This window comes from Streptomyces sp. CNH287 (assembly GCF_000424825.1).
This window is the reverse complement of sequence record NZ_KE384252.1, coordinates 1-19,912: the sequence shown is the minus strand read 5'-3', so window position 1 is coordinate 19,912 and position 19,912 is coordinate 1. Positions and strand designations below refer to the sequence as shown.

General features: G+C 72.3%; 20 protein-coding genes. 15 read left to right on the top strand and 5 right to left on the bottom strand.

Annotated features, from left to right (window positions below):
• Nucleotides 1-5: 5 nt before the first annotated feature.
• From H299_RS36630 to H299_RS36625, 3 genes are all read right to left on the bottom strand, one after another.
• A complete protein-coding gene (locus H299_RS36630) occupies nt 6-1,541 on the bottom strand; it encodes a hypothetical protein (protein WP_106965881.1) in 1,536 nt (511 codons plus the stop codon).
• A 104-nt stretch (nt 1,542-1,645) separates the two neighbouring features.
• Nucleotides 1,646-1,840 (bottom strand): hypothetical protein, encoded by a 195-nt coding sequence (locus H299_RS0127515; RefSeq protein ID WP_027751040.1) that lies wholly within the window; start codon nt 1,838-1,840, stop codon nt 1,646-1,648.
• 152 nt (nt 1,841-1,992) lie between these two features.
• Nucleotides 1,993-2,478 (bottom strand): DoxX family protein, encoded by a 486-nt coding sequence (locus H299_RS36625; RefSeq protein WP_051262923.1) that lies wholly within the window; start codon nt 2,476-2,478, stop codon nt 1,993-1,995.
• Nucleotides 2,479-2,887: 409 nt separating this feature from the next.
• On the opposite strand from H299_RS36625, the gene H299_RS0127505 reads away from it, so the two are divergent.
• A complete protein-coding gene (locus tag H299_RS0127505; RefSeq protein ID WP_027751039.1) occupies nt 2,888-3,715 on the top strand; it encodes an endonuclease in 828 nt (275 codons plus the stop codon).
• 103 nt (nt 3,716-3,818) lie between these two features.
• On the opposite strand, the gene H299_RS0127500 is transcribed toward H299_RS0127505, so the two are convergent.
• On the bottom strand, nt 3,819-4,316 hold the full coding sequence (locus tag H299_RS0127500; RefSeq protein ID WP_486587457.1) for a TraR/DksA family transcriptional regulator: 498 nt from the start codon (nt 4,314-4,316) through the stop codon (nt 3,819-3,821).
• A 190-nt stretch (nt 4,317-4,506) separates the two neighbouring features.
• Here H299_RS0127500 and H299_RS0127495 point away from each other — a divergent pair, with 190 nt between their 5' ends.
• The 14 genes from H299_RS0127495 to H299_RS36605 all read left to right on the top strand — a co-directional run bounded on the left by H299_RS0127495 (nt 4,507) and on the right by H299_RS36605 (nt 19,257).
• Nucleotides 4,507-5,460, top strand: coding sequence for a HAMP domain-containing sensor histidine kinase (locus tag H299_RS0127495; protein WP_027751037.1), 954 nt, complete (start codon nt 4,507-4,509; stop codon nt 5,458-5,460).
• A gap of 3 nt (nt 5,461-5,463) precedes the next feature.
• Entirely contained in the window at nt 5,464-6,123 is a 660-nt protein-coding gene (locus H299_RS0127490; protein WP_027751036.1) for a response regulator transcription factor, read from the top strand.
• A 120-nt stretch (nt 6,124-6,243) separates the two neighbouring features.
• Nucleotides 6,244-6,666 (top strand): hypothetical protein, encoded by a 423-nt coding sequence (locus tag H299_RS0127485; protein ID WP_027751035.1) that lies wholly within the window; start codon nt 6,244-6,246, stop codon nt 6,664-6,666.
• Nucleotides 6,667-6,723: 57 nt separating this feature from the next.
• On the top strand, nt 6,724-9,117 hold the full coding sequence (secD, locus tag H299_RS36620; RefSeq protein ID WP_078513098.1) for a protein translocase subunit SecD: 2,394 nt from the start codon (nt 6,724-6,726) through the stop codon (nt 9,115-9,117).
• Between the two features lie 319 nt (nt 9,118-9,436).
• Nucleotides 9,437-9,640: a cold-shock protein gene (locus H299_RS0127475; protein ID WP_027751034.1), complete on the top strand. Its 204-nt coding sequence runs from the start codon at nt 9,437-9,439 to the stop codon at nt 9,638-9,640.
• A gap of 283 nt (nt 9,641-9,923) precedes the next feature.
• Nucleotides 9,924-11,438: a DEAD/DEAH box helicase gene (locus H299_RS0127470; protein ID WP_027751033.1), complete on the top strand. Its 1,515-nt coding sequence runs from the start codon at nt 9,924-9,926 to the stop codon at nt 11,436-11,438.
• Nucleotides 11,439-11,480: 42 nt separating this feature from the next.
• Nucleotides 11,481-12,296 carry a putative RNA methyltransferase gene (locus tag H299_RS0127465; protein WP_486587481.1) on the top strand — a complete coding sequence of 272 codons (816 nt, stop codon included), beginning with the start codon at nt 11,481-11,483 and terminating at the stop codon, nt 12,294-12,296.
• Between the two features lie 175 nt (nt 12,297-12,471).
• Nucleotides 12,472-12,996 carry a hypothetical protein gene (locus H299_RS0127460; protein WP_027751031.1) on the top strand — a complete coding sequence of 175 codons (525 nt, stop codon included), beginning with the start codon at nt 12,472-12,474 and terminating at the stop codon, nt 12,994-12,996.
• Nucleotides 12,997-13,374: 378 nt separating this feature from the next.
• Entirely contained in the window at nt 13,375-14,307 is a 933-nt protein-coding gene (locus H299_RS0127455; RefSeq protein ID WP_486587456.1) for a 3-oxoacyl-ACP synthase III family protein, read from the top strand.
• A gap of 124 nt (nt 14,308-14,431) precedes the next feature.
• The gene (locus H299_RS0127450) at nt 14,432-15,106 is read left to right on the top strand and encodes a hypothetical protein (RefSeq protein WP_037761078.1); all 675 of its coding nucleotides are present in this window, start codon (nt 14,432-14,434) and stop codon (nt 15,104-15,106) included.
• A 21-nt stretch (nt 15,107-15,127) separates the two neighbouring features.
• Nucleotides 15,128-16,945: a thiamine pyrophosphate-binding protein gene (locus H299_RS36615; RefSeq protein ID WP_078513097.1), complete on the top strand. Its 1,818-nt coding sequence runs from the start codon at nt 15,128-15,130 to the stop codon at nt 16,943-16,945.
• Nucleotides 16,942-17,967 (top strand): squalene/phytoene synthase family protein, encoded by a 1,026-nt coding sequence (locus H299_RS36610; protein ID WP_051262921.1) that lies wholly within the window; start codon nt 16,942-16,944, stop codon nt 17,965-17,967. The genes H299_RS36615 and H299_RS36610 overlap by 4 nt, the downstream gene beginning before the upstream one ends.
• 10 nt (nt 17,968-17,977) lie before the next feature.
• Nucleotides 17,978-19,006, top strand: coding sequence for a beta-ketoacyl-ACP synthase III (locus H299_RS0127435; RefSeq protein WP_027751028.1), 1,029 nt, complete (start codon nt 17,978-17,980; stop codon nt 19,004-19,006).
• 11 nt (nt 19,007-19,017) lie between these two features.
• Nucleotides 19,018-19,257 (top strand): acyl carrier protein, encoded by a 240-nt coding sequence (locus H299_RS36605; RefSeq protein ID WP_037761076.1) that lies wholly within the window; start codon nt 19,018-19,020, stop codon nt 19,255-19,257.
• A gap of 13 nt (nt 19,258-19,270) precedes the next feature.
• On the opposite strand, the gene H299_RS0127425 is transcribed toward H299_RS36605, so the two are convergent.
• Complete coding sequence (locus H299_RS0127425) at nt 19,271-19,879, bottom strand: TetR/AcrR family transcriptional regulator (protein ID WP_027751027.1); 609 nt, start codon at nt 19,877-19,879, stop codon at nt 19,271-19,273.
• Between the last annotated feature and the right edge of the window lie 33 nt (nt 19,880-19,912).

The window sequence follows — 19,912 nt, the reverse complement described above, 5'->3', positions numbered from 1 at the left end:
CGCGGCTACGTGGCCCGCGGCGCGCCGGAGCGCTCCGGCAGCAGCGCGAGCACCGCCTGCCGCTGGCCCTCGCTCGTCGCCTCGTCGTGCGGATCGGGGGTGGCAGGGACCTGGAGCCGCAGCACCGGGCCGCCGCCGAGCCGGGCGTACCCCCGCCCCGGCGGCGGGTCGGGCACGGGCGTCGTAGGCGGCGACTCGCCCAGCACGGCGCGCACCCGCTCGTGCGGCACGGCGCCGAGCACCACCCGCGCGCGGGTGTGGGCGCGCACCGCCTGGAGGAGACCGTCCGCGCTCTCCAACTGCTCCGCCACCGTGACCGTCACCTGCGCGGCCCGGCCGTGCCGCAGCGGGATCTCCAGCAGCTCCTGCGGATCGGCCCGGCCCTCGGCCCGCGCCAGCTGGCTCAGCACCGAGGGCCGGTCGACGACCAGCCACAACGGCCGCCGCGCGTCCTCGGGTACGGGCCGCCCCGCCTGGCGCGCGGTGCTCGCCGCCAGCAGCCGCCGCTCCGTCTCCCGCGCGGCCCACTCCAGCGAGGCCAGCGCGCCCGCCGGTGACGTCTCCACCGCCAGCACGCCGCGCCGCCCCGCCAGGCACCCGAACTCGCCCGAGCCGCCGGCGTCCACCACGAGAGCGTCGCCGTGCCGCAGTGCCTGGAGCAGGACCGAGCGCAGCAGGGTGCTGACACCGCTGCCGGGGTCGCCCAGTGCCAGCAGGTGCGGTTCCGTCGAGCGCGGTCCCGTACGCCACACCACCGGGGGCACGTCCCGTGAGCCCGCGCCGTTGACGACCGGCAGCGTGCGGTGCACCTCGGAGGGGTCGGTGAAGCCGAGCACCGTCTCGCCGGGGCCGGTCACGAAGGGCTGGGCGCAGATGTCGGTCGGCAGCGGGGGCGGCACCGTCAGCTCCAGCCGGTTGGACTCCTCGTCCCAGTGGAACCGGTACTCGCGGCCCCGGCCCGCCTTGGCGCACAGCAACTGCTCCACACGCAGCCGCTCCGGGGCCTCGCCGTCCCGGAAGTAGGCCGGATAGCGCAGCCGCAGCCGCACCAGGCGGCCCGACGCGCCGAACGCGAACTCCTCGAAGGAGCGGGTCCATTCGCCGTCGTGCGCGTACAGGGGATGCGGGCTGGGGTCCTGCGGCAGCGCGAAGTACGGCACGAGCGCCTCGTAGAGGGCCTGGAGCCGCGCCTGCTCCTGCCGGCCCGGGCCCGTCTCGGCCGGGGTGCGGTCGCGGCCGTGCCAGCCCGCGGCGACCGCCAGCGCCACCGCGGCCAGGGGCGGCCCGTAGGGCATCAGCCACAGGGTGAGCAGGACGGCCGCGACCAGGCACAGGAGCGGGCCGCGCCGTTCCTTGGGGGTGCCCGCCCAGCGGCCCCGCGCCGCCGCGGCGAGCCGGGCGAGGCCGCGGCCGATGGCGACCAGCGGCCGGAGCACGTCCAGCACGCCGGCCGCGCCCGGCTGCGCGGGGCGGCCCCGGCGCGCGGCCTGCGCACCGCCGTCGCCCCGTCTGAGTGCGCCGGGCAGCGCTCGCAGGCCCACGCTGAAACCTCCTTCGTCCCGTCAGGGACCTGGGGCCTGCCGTGTGGATCGTGCCGGGCTCGCGGGGCCTGGGGCCTTACCCGGCGCGGTCCACACGGCAGACGCTAGAGCTGGATGCCTCCGAGCAGGCCGGCGAAGCTCTCGCTGCCGGCCTTGATACTCGGCGCGATCGCCGTCCCCGCCAGGAAGAACCCGAAGAGGGAACAGACCAGGGCGTGCGAGAGCTTCAGTCCGTCCTTGCGGAAGAACAGGAAGGCGATGATGCCGAGCAGTACGACACCCGAGATGGACAGGACCATGGCCACTCCTGAGGTGAGGGACGTTCACCATGAGCTGTTCCACCATCACAGAAAGTATCGTACGGAATAAAGAGGCAATTGGGTGATTTGCAGACAGATTCCTCTCGTTCTGGTGCTCGGACCGCGTCGGGGCGCGGGGTGGGTGGTGTCCGTCAGTGCTGGTCGACCCGGGTGCCGCGCCGGGTCTCGGGCGATGCCGTCGTGCGGGAGCGGTAGCGGGCGCACGGGGTGTCCAGGGCGAAGCGGCCGTGGCCGAACGCCGCCACGATCAGGAACGCCCAGCAGAACATCACGGCCGCCTCGCCCGCGTTCTCGAGCGGGAAGAGCGCGTCGGCCTGGTGCTTGGTGAAGTACGCGTAGGCCATCGAGCCCGAGCAGATGACGGCCGCGCTCCGGGTGCCGAGCCCGACCATGACCATGGCGCCGCCGATGATCTGGATCGCTGCGGCCCACCAGCCCGGCCAGGCACCGAAGTCGGGGACGGTGCCGGTCTTGGGGCCGCCGAGGACGTCGAACAGGGTTGCCGCGCCACGGCAGGCGAACAGCAGTCCGACGACGATGCGGAAGAGGCCGAGGATGATTGCTCTGTTCTGTTCTGTGTCGAGGCCAGTTGCGGCCGTCCTCGATATTTCTCGCATGTTCTGCTCCTGGGGGGTGGGGACGGAGAGCGTCTGCGATGCGCATCAGTTGGTCTAGACCTAATGGCAAAGTAGTGAGGCGTTGTCGTGGTGTCCATACCGGCGGCGGAGGATTGTTTAGATTTCACCGATGTTTGCCGACTGCCGCGCAACTCCCCTGCGGGCGCCGCCGGTTGTGCCCGGGTTTGGCGGACTGGGCGGGGTGGCGCGGCCGTACGGCGTGCCGCCGGGTGATCTCCGTTGCTCGGCGCCGGGGTTGTGTGCCGAGTGGGCACCGAACGGACGCACGATCTTCATGTTGAGGTGTGCATGACTGGGGAAGAATGCTGGGTACCGATCACCATCTACCCGCGTAGCGCCCGGAGTGCGGCGCGCAGACGCGGGACTTACGGGAGAGGACCCCCCCCACATGCTCGTCCCTCGCCTCAACCGCCGCACGACCCTGGCCGTACTGGCCGTCTGCGCCCTGGCCGCAGGCGGCACGGCGCAGCTCCCGGCAGCCGCCGCGGACACCGCCGCACCCCCCGCCCGCGGCACCTACGACGACGCGTACTACAAGGACGCCGAGGGCAAGACCGGCCAGGAACTCAAGGACGCGCTGAACCGCATCATCAGCGAGCAGACGACGCTCTCCTACGACCAGGTCTGGGACGCGCTGAAGGCCACCGACAAGGACCCGGCCGACGCCGGGAGCGTCATCCTGCTCTACAGCGGGGAGTCGCGCAGCGCGGACCGCAACGGCGGCGACGCCGACGACTGGAACCGCGAGCACGTCTGGGCGAAGTCCCACGGCGACTTCGGCACCGCGCCCGGCCCGGGCACCGACGTCCACCACCTGCGCCCCACCGACGTGACGGTCAACAGCACCCGCGGCAACAAGGACTTCGACGCCGGCGGCTCCGAGGTCGACGAGGCGCCCGGCAGCCGTACCGACGAGGACTCCTTCGAGCCGCGCGACGAGGTCAAGGGCGACGTCGCGCGGATGATCTTCTACATGGCGGTGCGCTACGAGGGCGGCGCCTTCGCCGACCTCGAGGTCAACGACGACGTCGGCAACGGATCGGCCCCGTACATGGGGCGGCTCTCCGTGCTGTCGCAGTGGCACCTCCAGGACCCGCCGGACGACTTCGAGAAGAACCGCAACGAGGTCATATACGAGCAGTTCCAGCACAACCGGAACCCGTTCGTGGACCACCCCGAGTGGGTCGGCGAGATCTGGCCCGCAGGCATGCGCTGACCGGAAGCCCCGGACCCGTCCCGCCCGGAGCCCGGGCCCGGGCCCGAGCAGGCCGACGGGTGACCGGTGCGGCATCCCCGCCGCACCGGTCACCCCCCTCCGGTCACGGCCCCGCCTCCCGCGCGCGCTGACACCGGCCGCAAGAGCGGGCCTGCGGCACGACCTCCAGCCGCTCCCGCCCGATGGCCCGCCCGCACGACTGGCAGCCGCCGTACCGCCCGCGCTCCATCCGCTCCAGCGCCGCGTCCACCTCTGCGAGCACCATCCGCGCGGACGCCACGAGCCGGATGTGCACCTCCGCCTGACCCACCGCCGCCCGCTCCCGCTCCCGTACGGACCGGTCCTGCGCCGCCTGCCCCCACTCGCGCAGCTGGTCCAGCCGGAACCGCCGCTGCTCCTCCAGCCCGGCGCGCAGCGAGGCCAGCGCCTCCCGGCCGAGCCCCGCGTCCTTCGCCGCCCGCACGCCCGCCGCCTCAGCGGTACGCGGCCCGTACCGGCTGCGGCGTCCCGGGGCATACGGCGGCCGGGCGGCCCCGGCCTCGGCCGGGGCCGGTCCGCCGGGGCGTACGCCTCGCGTGGGGCGGGGGACGTCGAGGTGCATCGCGGGACCTCCTCGCGGTCGGCTGCCAAGCGTGCACCGGCGCGCCCCTGGGGCGCCATCCGTGCCGGCACCCATCTTCGGCCGGTACCAGCCCCCGCCGGCCGCCGCCGAGCCGGGACCGGCACCGCACCCCGGCAGGGCGGTGGCCCATAGTGGAGGGTGGCGGACGATCGAGGAGGCCCCGCACACCGTGTCCCTGTTCTGGCGGATCTTCGGGCTCAACGCGCTGGTCCTGGGCGGGGCCACGGCCGTGCTCCTGTGGGCGCCGGTGACCGTCTCGGTGCCCATCCTGCTCACCGAGGCCGTCGTCCTGGTCGGCGGGCTGGGAGTGATGCTCGTGGCGAACGGCGCCCTGCTGCGCGTCGGCCTCGCCCCGCTGGACCGCGTCACGCGGCGCATGACCACCGTGGACCTGCTGCGCCCCGGCCACCGGCTCGCCGTCACCGGGCACGGCGACGTGGCCGCCCTGATCCGCACCTTCAACGAGATGCTCGACCGGCTGGAGCAGGAGCGCGCCACCAGTACCGCACGCGCCCTCTCCGCCCAGGAGGCGGAACGCCGCCGGATCGCCCAGGAACTGCACGACGAGGTGGGCCAGAGCATGACCGCCGTCCTGCTCGAACTCAAACGGACGGCCGACCGCGCCCCCGAACCGCTGCGCGGCGACCTGCGCCAGGCCCAGGAGACCACCCGCGAGAGCCTGGAGGAGGTCCGGCGCCTGGCCCGCAGGCTCCGGCCCGGCGTCCTGGAGGACCTCGGCCTGGCCAGCGCCCTGACCGCGCTGACCACCGACTTCTCCGCACACACCGGGCTCCTGGTGCACCGCCGCTTCGCACCCCGGCTGCTCGGGGTGGGCCAGGACGCGGAACTGGTCCTCTACCGCGTCGCGCAGGAGGGCCTGACCAACGTCGCCCGGCACGCCGACGCCTCCCGCGTGGACGTCGAGCTACTGCGCGACGGCCGGGCGATGAAGCTCCGCATCCGGGACGACGGCCGCGGCCTCGGCGACTCCCCCGAGGGCGCCGGCATCCGCGGCATGCGCGAGCGGGCCCTGCTCATCGGCGGCGACCTGAACGTCGGACCGGCCCCCGGCGGCGGTACCGAGGTCTCCCTCGCCGTCCCGGCCCTTGAGGGGGAGGCATAACCCGTGCCCGCTACCGACAGGACCCGCATCCTCCTGGCCGACGACCACGCCCTGGTACGCCGGGGCGTACGTCTCATCCTGGACGGCGAGCCCGATCTCCACGTCGTCACCGAGGCCGGCGACGGCGCCGAGGCCGTCGAGAAGGCCCGCACCCACGACATCGACCTGGCGGTCCTCGACGTGGCGATGCCGCGCATGACCGGCCTCCAGGCCGCCCGCGAGCTGGCCCGGCTGCGGCCCGGGCTGCGCATCCTCATGCTCACCATGTACGACAACGAGCAGTACTTCTTCGAGGCGCTCAAGTCCGGCGCCTCCGGCTACGTGCTCAAGTCGGTGGCCGACCGAGACCTGGTGGAGGCGTGCCGGGCCGCGATGCGCGGGGAGCCGTTCCTCTACCCGGGGGCGGTCACGGCGCTGATCCGCAACTACCTCGAGCGCGTACGGAGGGGCGAGGACGTACCGGAGCGGGTGCTCACCGCCCGCGAGGAGGAGATCCTCAAGCTCGTCGCCGAGGGGCACTCCTCCAAGGAGATCGCCGTCACCCTCCACATCAGCGCCAAGACGGTCGAACGGCACCGGGCGAACATGCTTCAGAAGCTGGGCATGCGCGACCGCCTCGAACTGACCCGCTACGCCATCCGCGTCGGGCTGATCGAGCCCTGACCGAAGGGCTCTCGGTGTGTCGGCCCCGCACGAGGTGATGGCACCATGAGCCGTGGCGGCACATCCCGTGCCCGCCGCACCCGCACCGCGACATGGCGGTCACCGCAGGAAGGAGGGGGCATGGCCCGGCGCACCCGCACCGCCGCCGCGCCCCTCCGGCGCGGCGGCACCGTGGCGCGCCTGCGGTGGCTGGCCGTTCTCACGGCGCTCCTGTGCGCGCTGTTCCCGGCCACCCAGGCGCAGAGTCTCGCCGCGTCCGCGTCCGCCGCGGTCCCGGGCGCCGCGTCCGACTTCGGCACCGGCGCACCGCAGGCCGACGACGCCTGCGACGACCTGTGCGCCGCCGTCCCGCGTGCCGTCCGCGACAGCACACCCGAACGCCACCTCGCCCATCCCGCGGCCCCCGTCGCCCTCACCGGCCACGCCTCGTACGGCCCGCCCCCGCACCGGGACACCCTCGCCGACACCGACAGCCGCGCCGAACGCCTCCAGTACGCCGGTCCGCGTACCGGCCGCGCACCTCCCGCTCCCGCAGGCAGCTGACCCCACCCTTTCCCGTCGCGCCGGCACCCCCGCCGCGGCATGCCTGCTGGAGACCCCATGACCCGTGCCACCCGACTGCGGGCGCTGCTCGCGCTGGCCGTCGTCGCCCTCTCGGGCTACCTCGCCCTCAGCCAGTCCCCCCGCCTCGGCCTCGACCTGCGCGGCGGGACCCACATCGTTCTGGAGACCCGGGACTCACCGACCACGAAGGCCGGGCGCGAGGCGACCGACCGCACCCTGGAGGTGCTGCGGCACCGCGTCGACGCCCTGGGCGTCAGCGAACCGAACCTGGTCCGCTCCGGGGACGAGCGCATCATCGTCGAGCTGCCCGGAGTGCAGGACCCGCGCGAGGCCGCGGAAGTCCTCGGCCGTACCGCACAGCTCAGCTTCCACCCCGTGCTCGGCGCCGCCGGGCCCGCCGACGGCACGGGCAAGGACGGCACGGGCAAGAAGGGCACGGGCAAGGACGGCGAGGCCACCGGCCCCGGCTCCGAGCAGGTCCTCACCGACGAGTCCGGACAGCGCGTACGGCTGGGCCCGGCCGCGCTCACCGGCGGCGGGGTCGAGAGCGCCGAGGCCCTGATCGACCAGCAGCGCGGCGGCGGCTGGTTCGTCTCGGTCGACCTGCGCGGCCAAGGCGAGCGGGACTGGGCGCAGCTGACCGGCGAGGCCGCCTGCGCGCAGCCGGGCGACGTGCAACGGCGCGTGGCCATCGTCCTGGACAAGAAGATCATCTCCTCTCCGCAGGTCGACCCCTCGGTCGCCTGCGGCACCGGCATCACCGGCGGCGAGACCCAGATCACCGGCAGTTTCAGCCAGCAGGAGGCGAAGGAGCTGGGTCTGCTCATCAACGGCGGCGCCCTGCCCGTGCCCGTCGAGGTGATCGAGCAGCGCACGATCGGGGCGACCCTCGGTGACGAGGCCATCGAGGCCAGCGCCCGCGCGGCCGTCATCGGTGTGGCGCTCACCTCGCTGTTCATCGTGGGCGTCTACCGCCTGCTGGGCGGCCTGGCTGCGCTGGCCCTCGCCTGCTACGCCCTGATCTCCTACGCCGCGCTGCTCGCCGTCGGCGCCACGCTGACCCTGCCCGGCCTGGCCGGATTCGTACTCGCCATCGGCATGGCGGTGGACGCGAACGTACTGGTCTTCGAACGCGCCCGCGAAGAGTACGAGGCCCGGCGCGGCAGGCGCGCCAGGAGGCTGTCCACGGCGCTCGACTCCGGGTTCCGCAACGCGCTGAGCGCCATCGCCGACTCCAACATCACCACCCTGCTCGCCGGGGCCCTGCTCTTCTTCCTCGCCTCCGGGCCGGTGCGCGGCTTCGGCGTCACCCTCTCCCTGGGCGTGCTCGCCTCCATGATCAGCGCACTTCTGATCACCCGCGTCCTGGCCGACTTCGCGGTGCAGCGCCGGGCCGTCGCCGCCCGGCCCCGCCTCACCGGCATCGCCGGGCCGGGCCGCGTACGCCGTTGGCTCACCCAGCGCGCTCCCGACCTGATGCGCCACCGGCGCCGCTGGCTGGCCGCCTCGGCCGCCACCCTGGTCCTGGCCACCGGCGGGCTGCTGGTACGCGGGCTGGAGTTCGGCGTCGAGTTCACCGGTGGACGGCTCGTCGAGTACACGACCAGCAGCCCCGTCAGCGCCGAGGCGGCCCGGGACGCCGTCGCCGAGGCGGGCCACTCGCGCGCGGTCGTGCAGACCTCGGAGGACGGCGGGGTCTCCGTACGGGCCGGGGAGCTCTCCAACGCCCAGGAGGCCCGGGTCCATGAGGCCCTGTCCGAGATCGGCGGGAAGACCGAGAAGACCAGCGACGAGATGATCGGCCCCAGCCTGGGCGACGAACTGCGGCGCAACGCCCTGATCGCCCTCGGCGTGGCCCTCGCCGCCCAGCTCGGCTACCTCGCCGTGCGCTTCCGCTGGACCTTCGCCGCCTCGTCCGTGGCGGCCATGGCCCACGACACGCTGATCCTGCTCGGCGTCTTCGCCTGGCTGGGCAAGCCCGTGGACGGCGTCTTCCTGGCGGCGCTGCTCACCGTGATCGGCTACTCCGTCAACGACTCGGTCGTCGTCTTCGACCGGGTGCGCGAGCTGTGGGCGGCCGACCGCAAGTCCCCCTTCGCCAAGGTCGCGAACAGCGCCGTGCTCCAGACGCTCCCACGCACCGTCAACACCGGCCTGGGGGCGCTCTTCGTCCTCGGCGCGCTCTTCGTCCTCGGCGGAGACACGCTGCGGGACTTTGCACTGGCGCTGCTGATCGGCGTCGTGGTGGGCACCTACTCCTCGATGTTCACCGCGGCGCCGCTGGCCATCGCGCTGGAGGCCCGCAGCAGCATGCCGCCGCCGCGCCCCGGGCGCTCCACCCGGAGCCGCAAGGGCTCGGACGGCGGCAGCCGGCCGCGGAGCCGGACGGCGGACGGGCGGACGCGGGAGGACAACGGCGCCCGGGTCTGAGGCGGCAGCCCCGAATCCGCTTGAGCGGGGCCGGGCCGGTCCGGATCTTCCGGGCCGGCCCGGGCCGCTCCGTCCCGGCCCGGAACCGCCCCGGTCCGCGACATCGCGGCTCCGCGGACCGGCTTCCGGCACCGCCGGGCCGGGCCGTGCTACATTGGTTCCAGTTGCAGTTGTGGTTCCCATGGATTCTTGTGTGCGCCTGCTGGTTCTGAACCTTCAGGCGCATTTTTGTTTTCCCGGTGTTTTCTCCGGTCGGGTGATCATCGCAACGCCCCGGAGCGCGCAAAGTGCGCGTTCCACTTCCCCGAAGGAGAATGACATGGCTACAGGCACCGTGAAGTGGTTCAACGCCGAAAAGGGTTTCGGCTTCATCGCGCAGGACGGCGGCGGCGCCGACGTCTTCGCCCACTACTCCAACATCAACGCGCAGGGCTTCCGCGAGCTGGCCGAGGGCCAGAAGGTCGAGTTCGACGTCACGCAGGGCCCCAAGGGCCCGCAGGCCGAGAGCATCAACCTCATCTGATCCCCGGCGCGGCCCAACCGCGCGACACGGGCCCGCACCAAAGGTGCGGGCCCGTGCCTGTGCCCACCGCGTGACCGACGGCGGCGGGCGGACATCTCCGGTCCGGGGAATCCGCCGCCGCCCGAGGCGGGTACTTTCAGCACCACCGGTCGAAGCCCGGCCGCCGGAACACTTCCGGCTCCGCTTCGTATCCCACTCCTAAACCGGTTCGTTCTTGCGATTCCATGTGCGGCCAGCTGCCGCCGGGACCTCCTCGACACGTGCCGTCCCGAGGAAGGTTCGCATGAACCACCGTTCCCCCCGTACCAATGACCGCTTCTCGCGCCAGCCGCTCAGCGGCCGAAAGCGCCCCCGCCCGCAGGGCCAGAACCCTGGCCGCGGCCAGGGCGGTGGCCAGGGCCGCGGCAGGCCCGCAGCCGGCGGCGAGTTCGCGCTTCCGGTCAGCACCACCCCCTCGCTTCCGGCGGCCGAGTCGTTCGCCGAGCTGGACATGCCCGCCCCGCTGCTGGCGGCCCTCAGCGCGAACGGCGTCACCGCTCCGTTCCCCATCCAGGCCGCCACCCTGCCGAACTCGCTGGCCGGACGCGACGTCCTGGGCCGGGGCCGTACCGGCTCCGGAAAGACCCTCGCCTTCGGCTTGGCCCTGCTGGGCAGGATCAGCGGCCGGCGCGCCGAGCCCCGCCGCCCCCTGGCGCTGGTGCTCGTCCCCACCCGCGAGCTGGCCCAGCAGGTCACCGATGCGCTCACCCCGTACGCCCGCGCGGTGCAGCTGCGCATGGCCACCGTGGTCGGCGGCATATCCATCGGGCGCCAGGCCGGCGCCCTGCGCAACGGCGCGGAGGTCGTGGTCGCCACCCCCGGGCGTCTGAAGGACCTGATCGGCCGGGGCGACTGCGCGCTGGACCAGGTGTCCATCACCGTCCTGGACGAGGCCGACCAGATGGCCGACATGGGCTTCATGCCGCAGGTCACCGCGCTGCTCGAGCAGGTGCAGCCGGACGGCCAGCGGATGCTCTTCTCCGCCACGCTGGACCGGAACGTCGACAAGCTGGTGCGCCGCTTCCTCTCGGACCCGGTCGTCCACTCGGTCGACCCCTCCGCCGGGACGATCACGACGATGGAGCACCACGTGCTGCACGTCAGCGAGGCCGACAAGAACGCCGCCGCCATGCACATCGCGGCGCGCGACGGCCGGGTGATCATGTTCATGGACACCAAGCACGCCGTGGACCGGATGGCCAAGCGGCTGCTGTCCAACGGCGTACGGGCGGGCGCGCTGCACGGGGGCAAGTCCCAGCCGCAGCGCAACCGCACCCTGGAGCAGTTCAAGAACGGCCACGTCACCGCGCTGATCGCCACCAACGTGGCCGCCCGCGGCATCCACATCGACGGGCTGGACCTGGTCGTCAACATCGACCCGCCGACCGACCACAAGGACTACCTGCACCGGGGCGGACGCACCGCCCGCGCCGGGGAGTCCGGCAGCGTGGTCACCCTCGTACTGCCCAGCCAGCGCCGGGAGATGACCCGCCTGATGGCCGCCGCCGCGATCACCGCCCACACCGTGCAGGTGCGGCCCGGTGACACCGAGCTGACCCGCGTCACCGGTGCCCGGGAGCCCTCCGGCGTCCCCGTCACGGTCACCGCGCCCGCCCCCGAGCGGACCGAGCGCGCCAAACGCTCCGGCAGCCCCAGCCGTGGCCGCCGCAGCCGTTCGGCCCAGGCGCGCCGCAGCTCCTCGGCCCGCGCGGCCGCACCGCAGCGGCCGGCCCCGCGCAGGGCCGCGCCCGGAAGCTGACCCGTGGGGGAAGGCGGCACGGGGGAGCGCGGCCCGTTCGACCTGCTCGTGTGCCCGCTGTGCGGCGGTGTGCTCCGGCCCGCGGGCGCGTCCCTGCGCTGCGCGGACCGGCACACCTTCGACGTCGCCCGGCAGGGGTACGCCGGGCTGCTGACGGGCGACATGCGCGTCGGGAGCGCGGACACGGCCTCCATGGTCGAGGCGCGGGAGAGCTTCCTGCGCGCGGGCCACTACGCGCCGCTCGCCCGGCGGCTGGCAGCGCTGGCCGCGCCGCTGTGCCCGCCCGGCGGTGCGGTCCTGGACGCCGGAGTCGGCACCGGCTACTACCTGGCCGCGCTGCTCGACGCCGTTCCCGGTGCGGCCGGGCTCGGCCTGGATGCCTCCAAGTACGCCCTGCGCCGCGCCGCCCGCGCCCACCCGCGGGCGGGCGCGGCGACCTGGGACGTATGGAGGCCGCTGCCGGTGCGGGACGGCGCGGTCGACGTGCTGCTCAACGTCTTCGCCCCGCGCAACGGCCCCGAGTTCCGCCGGGTGACGCGCCCCGGCGGAGCGCTCGTGGTGGTCACGCCCAACGCCCGGCATCTGGCCGAACTGCGGGACCGGATGGGCACGTTGTCGGTCGACGCCGACAAGGAGGAGCGGCTCCGGCGTACGCTGGCCGACCACTTCGGGCCCGAGCACACCGAGACGCTGGAGTACCCCCTCACGCTGCCCGCCCGCGACGTGCGGAACGCGGTGGCCATGGGCCCCTCCAGCCACCACCTGGGCGCAGGTGAGGCGGCCCGCCGGGCCGAACTGCTGGAGGGCTCCCTCGAGGTGACCGCCTCCTTCACACTCTCGGTCCACCGACCGCTGTGAACTGAACCACAACCCTTTGCCCGTTTCGCGTGTCTCACCTGACAGCCGAAGCGCATGGCCGGCGTCCCCTCGTCCCTGGCGGACGGAGGGGTGACCAGCGCGGTGCCAGGCGCCTCGGTGAGATCTCACAGGTCACATGTCACATGTGACGCCGAAGAGAGAAGGGGGAACCACCATGCGTTCACGCAGGATCGCCATCGCGGCCATCGCCTGTGCCTTCGTCCTGGTCCCGGCCGGGACCGCGGCGGCGGGCAGCGGACCGGCTCCGGCACCCTCCGAGCGCAACACGCCCAAGTCCACCGCGCCCTCGGCCGAGGGCAATCCGAAGAGTGCCAAGGCGCAGGGCGCCGACGTGTGCCCCGACGCCTATCAGATCGGCGGCACCGCCGCCATCAAGCGCGGAGGCGTGCAGATCGCGTCCGTCAAGCAGTTCTACTCGCCCAAGTGCAAGGAGAACTACGGCTACCTGTGGGTGTGGGAGAGCTTCCGCCAGAAGGAGGACGACTACGACGTCAGCGTCGGGATCTACAACTACGACACGGACGGGACCGCGGGGAAGCGCACCTGGCTCGACAGCAACGGCCAGGAGTACTGGTCGCACGGCACGGCCACGGTGGCCGACTGCACCTCGGCGCTCGGCACCCTGCGTCCGGCCGGTTCTGCGGTGACTTATCAGGGAGTCAGCGCCAAGCGCTGCTGAACGAAGTGCCGTACAAATGAACGAGATTGCCCCGGTCATTCGCGAATGACCGGGGCAATCTCGTTCATCCGCGTACGTGCGGGCCAGGGCAGAGGCACCGATTTCGCCATCCGGGTGTTGAACACCTCAATTGCGCGGCATACAGTTGGCTTCGCGAGTCGTCCGGTCGCTGAATCGGGTCAACTCGCTCAGAGATCAGGTGGGTTGCCGTCACTACAGGGGTGTGGCGCGGCCTTCGCCGCACGTCCTCGTCCGCTTGTTCGGCAGCGTCGGGATTCCCGGAGGCCGCCCATGGCGCGTATCGTCGATGTTGTCAGCTTCCTTCCCGAACGAGTGGTGCGGAATGACGAGTTACCGGCTGAGGCCGGTACCGGCCCGATGGAAGCGCACGAGTTCTTCGCAGGCGTGGCCGAACGCCGCTTCGCCTCACCCGACTACACCTCTGCGGAACTGGGCACCGCCGCTCTCTCCAAGCTCTTGCAGCGAAACGGCGTGCGGCCGGGGGAGATCGATCTGCTCATCTGTTCCGCGCAGTTCAACGACGTCTTCTCGCCCGGTATCGGCACCGCGGTCCAGCACGCGATCGGCGCGGACTCCGCCGCCGTACTGCACGTCGAGAACGGCTGCTGCTCCTGGATTTCCGCTCTCGACGCCGCCCGCTCGTACATCGGTTCGGGGCGCTACCGAACCGTCGCCGTGGTCACTGTCACCAACTTTGTCTCCCGGCTCGAGGAATTCCAGCTCTCCCCGGAATCCCGGGTCCTCGGCGACGGCGCCTCCGCGACGCTCCTGGTCGCCGGGAGCGCCGAGGACACCGGAGCCGGGGGCGGCGCCGTGCTCGCCGTCCATGAGCGGGCCCTCGGCCAGAACTGGGGCGCGCTGCGCGTGGAGCCGGACGAGGTGGACGGCGTCAGCCTGCCGTACTGGGCGCGGGCTGCGGGCCCCTTCACGGTCAAGTTCAGCGAGAAGATGCTGATCAGGCTCTGGCAGGCGGCCATGGAGCAGCTGCCGCGTGCGGTCTCCGCAGTCCTCGGCGACGCGGGGCTCAGCGCCGCCGAGGTGTCGTGCCTGATCACGCATCAGCCCAACACGCGCTATCTCGCCGAATGGCGGGAACGCTGCGGAATCCCGTCCGACAGAGCGCACGACACGCTGGCGTCCTACGGCAACATGTTCCACAGTTCGCTGCCGGTGACCTTCGCCGACGCGCTCGAGAAGAAGCGGATATCCGCCGGTGACGTGATCGCTTTCGCCACTTTCACGCACGGCGGGGAAATGGTGTCCGCCATGGTCTGGCGCTGGACAGGCTGACCGGCCGACACCCCGGCCGCGCCACACGGCGGCGGTTCGTCCGCTCCGGTGGTTTCCTCCGCGCCCTCCGCGCCCGACCTTGCGACCTGCTCAGTGACCGTCCCAGTATCGGTGAGGAGAAAGCGTGAAGAGTTGGACGCCGGACGAATCGGGTCTCGCCCAGAACTACCTGCTGGACCGGTCGGATCTGGCCGGTCTCGAACTGGTCCGGAACGAGAACACGACACAGGACGACATGGTCGCGTTGATGCGCGCCCGTACCAAGGAGAGTTACCCGCACGCGGAGGTGTACGGACGGTTCTGCTCGCTTTCCGAGCACATCGCCGTCCCGTACGATATGGCGTTCGAATATTGTGCCAATGCCCGCTCGCTGGAGGAATGGACGTACAGCATCCGCGAAGCCGTGCACCTCGGCGGCGGGCTGTACCGGGCGCGCGAGATGATCCAGCCGGACACCCAGATCTACTTTCGCGCCGACTCCCAGAAAGGGCCCGAACAAGGAGTCGTGGTCTACCCGTGCGCCTGGGATCAGGGCCACGAACTGTGGATGCGCTATTACCTGACCCTCATCGATTCGGCCAAGGTCCTGGGCACACCGGGCACCGTGGTCCTGTGGACCAATTGCCGGCATCCGTACTACGACCGCGCCACCACGCCCGTACCCGCGTACATCGAGGAGGGCCGGTCGCGCACCGACCGCATGTGGGTGGGGGACATCTGGCCGATGTTCCACGCCGGCCACTCCATCGAACTGGGCAACCTCAAGAAGATCCTCGAACACCGCTTCCAGGCCGGCTGACCTCCGCCGTGAGGGGACACCGTGCGGACAGCTGACGCGCTCGTCACCACGCTGCGCGATCTGGAGACCCGCTATCTCTTCGGAGTGAGCGGAGCCAACATCGAGCACGTGCACGATGCGGTCCACCGGCTCGGCGGAGGCAGGCTGGAGTCTGTGCTCACCCGCCGCGAGGACGGCGCCGCGTTCATGGCCGACGCGCGGGCCCGCGTGCACCGGACCCTGGGCGTGTGCTGCTCGACGTCCGGCGGCGGCATGCTCAACCTCGCCGCCGGGCTGGCCGAGTCCTACGCGGAATCCGTGCCCGTGCTCGCCCTGGTGGGCCAGCCGCCCGCCGCCCTGGACGGACTCGGCGCCTTCCAGGACGCCTCCGGCATCGGCCACAGCGTCGACGCGGCCGGGCTGCTGGAGTCCGTCACCAAGAAGACCGTCCGGATCGGTGAACCAGCCCTGTTCTGGGAGCAGTTCGAGGACGCGATCCGTACGGCGCTCGCCCGCCGCATGGGACCCGTCGCCCTCTTGCTGCCCCGGGACCGCTGCCTGCTGGACGTCGGACCGCGGCCCGCGCACTGGCCGCGGGAGCTGTGCGCCTTCCGCGAGGCCCAGCGAGGAGACCCGGGCGACGTCGCCGACCTCCTGCTCCGGCTGCGCGAGGCCGCCGCCCCGCTGCTGCTGATCGGCCACGGCCTGCGCCGGTCCAGCGACCCTCGGGCGGTGCTGCGCTTCGCCCGGCGGGCCCGCATTCCGGTGGCCACCACCATGGGCGCCCGCGCCGAGTTCCCCAACGGTGATCCGCTGTACCTGGGCGTGATAGGCGCTGGAGGCCACCCCTCCGCCGCCTCCTACGCGATGCACGACGCGGACCTGGTCGTGGCCGTCGGCACCGGGCTGGGCACGATGACCAGGGCCGCGCTGCCCGTCTGGGAGGCGGCCAAGGTTGTCGCCGTCAACGTCGACCCGGCCCCGCTGCTGAGGTCCGCCGCCGCCGGGAGCGCCGTGACCGGCGACGCGGGCGCCGTCTTCGAGCAGCTGAACGCCCTGCTGTCCGCGGCCCCGTTCACCGCCCCTCCCCTGGAGGGCTACGAACTGCGCAGATTCGTCCCCCGGCTTGCCGAGCCCCTGCCCGGCACCTCCACGGGCGCCGCTGACGGACTGTTGCAGAGCGAGGCGGTGGCACTCCTGGACGGGCATCTGCCCAGCGGCGGGCACCTGCTTTTCGACGCGGGGAACTGCAGCGTCGCGGCGATGCACTACTCCTCGGTGCCGCCGGGATCGACCTCCACCATCGCCCTGGGCATGGGCGGCATGGGCTACAGCCTCGGTGCCGCGCCGGGCGCCCAGCTCGGCGCCGCCGAAGGTGTCCGTACGGTGGTCTTCTGTGGCGACGGCGCCTTCCTCATGTGCGGCCTGGAGATCCACACGGCCATCGAGCTGGGCCTGCCCATCCTCTACGTCGTCTTCAACAACGGCATGCACGGCATGTGCGCCACCCGCCAGCAGACCTTCTTCGGCTCCCGGATCGAGGCCGTCGGCTACACGCCCGCCGACGTCACCGCCGTGGCCCGGGGGCTGGGTACGCCCGACCGCCTGTGGACCGGCCGCGCGGCCACGGCCGGTGAGCTGGCCGAAGCCCTCGCCGACCAGCTGCGCCACCAGCGGCTGCCGGGCGTGCTCGAACTGCGGCTCACCCGGGAGGAGGTCCCGCCGTTCACGAACTTCCTCCCGGCGGACGAGCCGACGTACCGCGTGCACCGGCCCCCGCACTGCCCGCGCCGACGCCCGGGCCGGTGGGACCGCCATCCGCACCGGCACGGACCACCGGACCCAGGAGCCGCCCGATGACCGAACGCGATCTCGACCTGGCGGGAATCACCGACCCCGGCTTGCGCGCCGCCTACGCCACCAGCACCGCCCTCTTCCGGGCACGCGGCAGAGGCAGGTTCAGCGCGCACTACCTCTTCCCCCGCGCCAAACGGCCCTACCTCGACGCCTTCTTCGCCTTCGTCACCTACGTCGACGACATCGTCGACGACTCCGCGCGCAGCATCGCGGTACGGGCGCAGCGCCTCACCGAATGGGAACGCGCCTTCCACGCCCGCGCACGGGACGAGGGGGCGCCCACCCCGGCACCGCACGCCTCCGGCGACGAGCGGGCGGACGCCGCACTGGCCCGCGCCCTCGTCCATGTCATGCGCACCTGGGACCTGCCGCTCCACCGGGTCCCCGAATACCTCGAGGGCCAGCGCCGCGCCCTGACGACGACCGCGTACGCCACCGGCGAGCAGCTCGACCAGTTCATCCAGCCCGTCACGCTCCTCCCGGCCGTGTGGGTCAACCAGATCTTCGAACCGCAGCGACCAGAGGCCGAGGAGCTGTGCCGGCGGACCATCACCGCCTTCCAGCTCCTCGACTTCCTCTGGGACATCCACGAGGACCTGGAGCTGGGCCGCCTCTATCTGCCCGACGAGGACCTGACCCGGTTCGGGCTCGACCGGGAGCGCCTGGAACAGCTCGTCGGCAGCGGTCAGGCCGCCCGGCCGCTGCGCGCGCTCGTACGCTTCGAGATCGAGCGTGCCAGGGCGCACCTGGACGCGGGCCGCGACTGGCCCCGCACGCTGCACCCGACCTCCCGTACCTTCCTGCGGCTCGACATCGGGACGCACGACCAGATGATCACTGAACTCCTGCGCAACGACTGCGAGTTCTTCAGCAGACCCCGCAAGGGCATGGGATTCTTCTCCGCCCGGGTGGTCCCCCGCACGCTGCGGGCCGTCGCCCGCGCCGCCCGCATCAACCGGCTGGCCGAGCAGCGCGGTTACCGCCCGCCCCCGCCCCACCCCGCGACGTCGGCCGAGAGTTCGTAGGGGAGCGCCCGTGGAACGCTCAGCCGTCATCTGCGGCCTCGGCGCCTGGGTACCTCCGCACGTCGTCACCAACGACATGCTCGCGGCCGAACTGGACACCTCCGACGAGTGGATCAGGGCGCGTACCGGCATCCGGCGGCGGCACGTCGTCGCCCCGGGGAGCAACACCGGCGACCTGGCCGTACGGGCGGGGCGGCGAGCGCTGGACTCGGCGGGACTGGCCGCCGTCGACGCCGTCGTCCTGGCCACCAGCAGTCCGGACCGGGCCTGCCCTGCCACGGCGCCCTCGGTCGCCACCCGGCTCGGGCTCACCGGCGCCGCCGCGTTCGATGTGGCGGCGGTGTGCACCGGGTTCGTCTACGCGCTGGCCACCGGTGCGGGGCTGATCGCCTCGGGGGCGGCGAGTACCGCGCTGGTCGTCGGCGCGGACACCTTCTCCACCCTCACCGACCCGGCCGACCGCGCAACCCGAGCCGTCTTCGGGGACGGAGCGGGTGCGGTGGTGCTGCGAGGCGGACGCGTGGCGGAACGAGGCGCGGTGTGCGCCGTCGACCTGGGCAGCGACGGCACAGGTGCGGAACTGATCACGAAGACGGCCGGGCACTACTTCCGGATGGACGGCCCGCGGGTGTTCATGCGGGCGGTGCAGCGGATGGAGCAGTCGGTGCGCTCCGTGCTGGGGCGGGCGGGCTGGGACCTCCAGGACATCGACCTCCTGGTGCCTCATCAGGCCAACAGCCGGATTCTGGACGCCTGCGCGGGCCGGCTCGGGCTGCCCGCAGCACGTGTGGCGCGGCATCTGGGCGAGGTGGGCAACACGGTGGCCGCTTCCATCCCGCTCGCGCTGGCCGACGCCGCGGCGGCACGGCGGCTGCGCGCGGGGCACCGGGTCGTGCTCACGGGCTTCGGAGGCGGCCTCACCTGGGGGTCGGTCGCGCTGAGCTGGCCCGAGGTGCGCGCGATCCCACCGACCACTGCCGGAGAGGCGGAAGCCGTCGGCGACCGAGAAAGCAGTGTTCCACCGCACACCCGAGAGTGAGGACATCGAGGATGAGCACCCTGGCGGCTCGGATCAGCGCACTGACGCACCAGCACTTTCCGGGCAAGGCCGAAGTACTGCACGGCGGCGGCTCGTTCAGGGCCGCGGGCCTGGACTCGCTGGGCGTGGTGGAATTCCTGTTGCTGCTGCAACGGGAATTCGGCGTCCCCTTGGACGGCGACGAACTGTCCCTGGACTCGACTCTGGCGCAGGCACGGCAACTCCTGCTGGCCAAGGGTGTATCCGCCTGAGGACACCCTCTGGTCACGCGGAGGGGGCTCGTTGGGGTTTGAGGCCGTCGAGGGTGATTTTGATGTAGTGGTGCCAGTTGCCGGTGTCGCGGTGGACGATGGCGGTGAGTCCGCAGGTGAGGGGGAGGATGTCGGTGGGGTCGATGTCGGTGCGGATGGTGCCGGTGTGCTGGCCTTTGGTGATGAGGGCGGTGAGTTCGGTTTCGAGGTCTTTGCGGAGGGGGCTGGGTGGTTTCTGGCTGCCGAGGTTGGTGTCGGTGAGGGCGGTGGCGAAGCCGCGGTCGCGGGTTTCTACTTCGGCGATGCGGGTGAGGAGGAGGTGGAGTGCTTCGAGGGGTTCGGCGTTGTTGTGGCTGATGGTGCGGTAGTAGGTGAGGATTTCGCCGAAGCGTTGTTGTGAGGCGGTTTCGACCATGTCTGCTTTGGTGGGGAAGTGGCGGTAGAGGGTGCCGATGCCGACTTCGGCGTGGCGTGCTACTTCGTCCATGGAGACGTGGGTGCCGTGTTGGGTGAAGAGGGTGCGGGCGGCGTCGAGGATGCGGGCGCGGTTGCGTTCGGCGTCTGCTCGGCGTCGGCGGGGGTGTGTTTCGGTGGGGTTGGGTGTGGTGGTGGGTGTGCTCATACGGAACCTCCCTCCGCTTCACTCTACTATGCG

Excerpts from the sequence above, each read along its gene's own strand:
- H299_RS0127485 (WP_027751035.1), top strand. The coding sequence starts at position 6,244 with ATGGCCCGGCGCACCCGCACCGCCGCCGCGCCCCTCCGGCGCGGCGGC.
- H299_RS36625 (WP_051262923.1), bottom strand. The coding sequence starts at position 2,478 with ATGCGAGAAATATCGAGGACGGCCGCAACTGGCCTCGACACAGAACAG.
- H299_RS0127460 (WP_027751031.1), top strand. The coding sequence starts at position 12,472 with ATGCGTTCACGCAGGATCGCCATCGCGGCCATCGCCTGTGCCTTCGTC.
- H299_RS0127470 (WP_027751033.1), top strand. The coding sequence starts at position 9,924 with ATGAACCACCGTTCCCCCCGTACCAATGACCGCTTCTCGCGCCAGCCG.
- H299_RS0127515 (WP_027751040.1), bottom strand. The coding sequence starts at position 1,840 with ATGGTCCTGTCCATCTCGGGTGTCGTACTGCTCGGCATCATCGCCTTC.
- H299_RS0127505 (WP_027751039.1), top strand. The coding sequence starts at position 2,888 with ATGCTCGTCCCTCGCCTCAACCGCCGCACGACCCTGGCCGTACTGGCC.
- H299_RS0127475 (WP_027751034.1), top strand. The coding sequence starts at position 9,437 with ATGGCTACAGGCACCGTGAAGTGGTTCAACGCCGAAAAGGGTTTCGGC.
- secD (WP_078513098.1), top strand. The coding sequence starts at position 6,724 with ATGACCCGTGCCACCCGACTGCGGGCGCTGCTCGCGCTGGCCGTCGTC.
- H299_RS36605 (WP_037761076.1), top strand. The coding sequence starts at position 19,018 with ATGAGCACCCTGGCGGCTCGGATCAGCGCACTGACGCACCAGCACTTT.
- H299_RS36610 (WP_051262921.1), top strand. The coding sequence starts at position 16,942 with ATGACCGAACGCGATCTCGACCTGGCGGGAATCACCGACCCCGGCTTG.
- H299_RS0127455 (WP_486587456.1), top strand. The coding sequence starts at position 13,375 with ATGGAAGCGCACGAGTTCTTCGCAGGCGTGGCCGAACGCCGCTTCGCC.
- H299_RS0127500 (WP_486587457.1), bottom strand. The coding sequence starts at position 4,316 with ATGCACCTCGACGTCCCCCGCCCCACGCGAGGCGTACGCCCCGGCGGA.
- H299_RS0127425 (WP_027751027.1), bottom strand. The coding sequence starts at position 19,879 with ATGAGCACACCCACCACCACACCCAACCCCACCGAAACACACCCCCGC.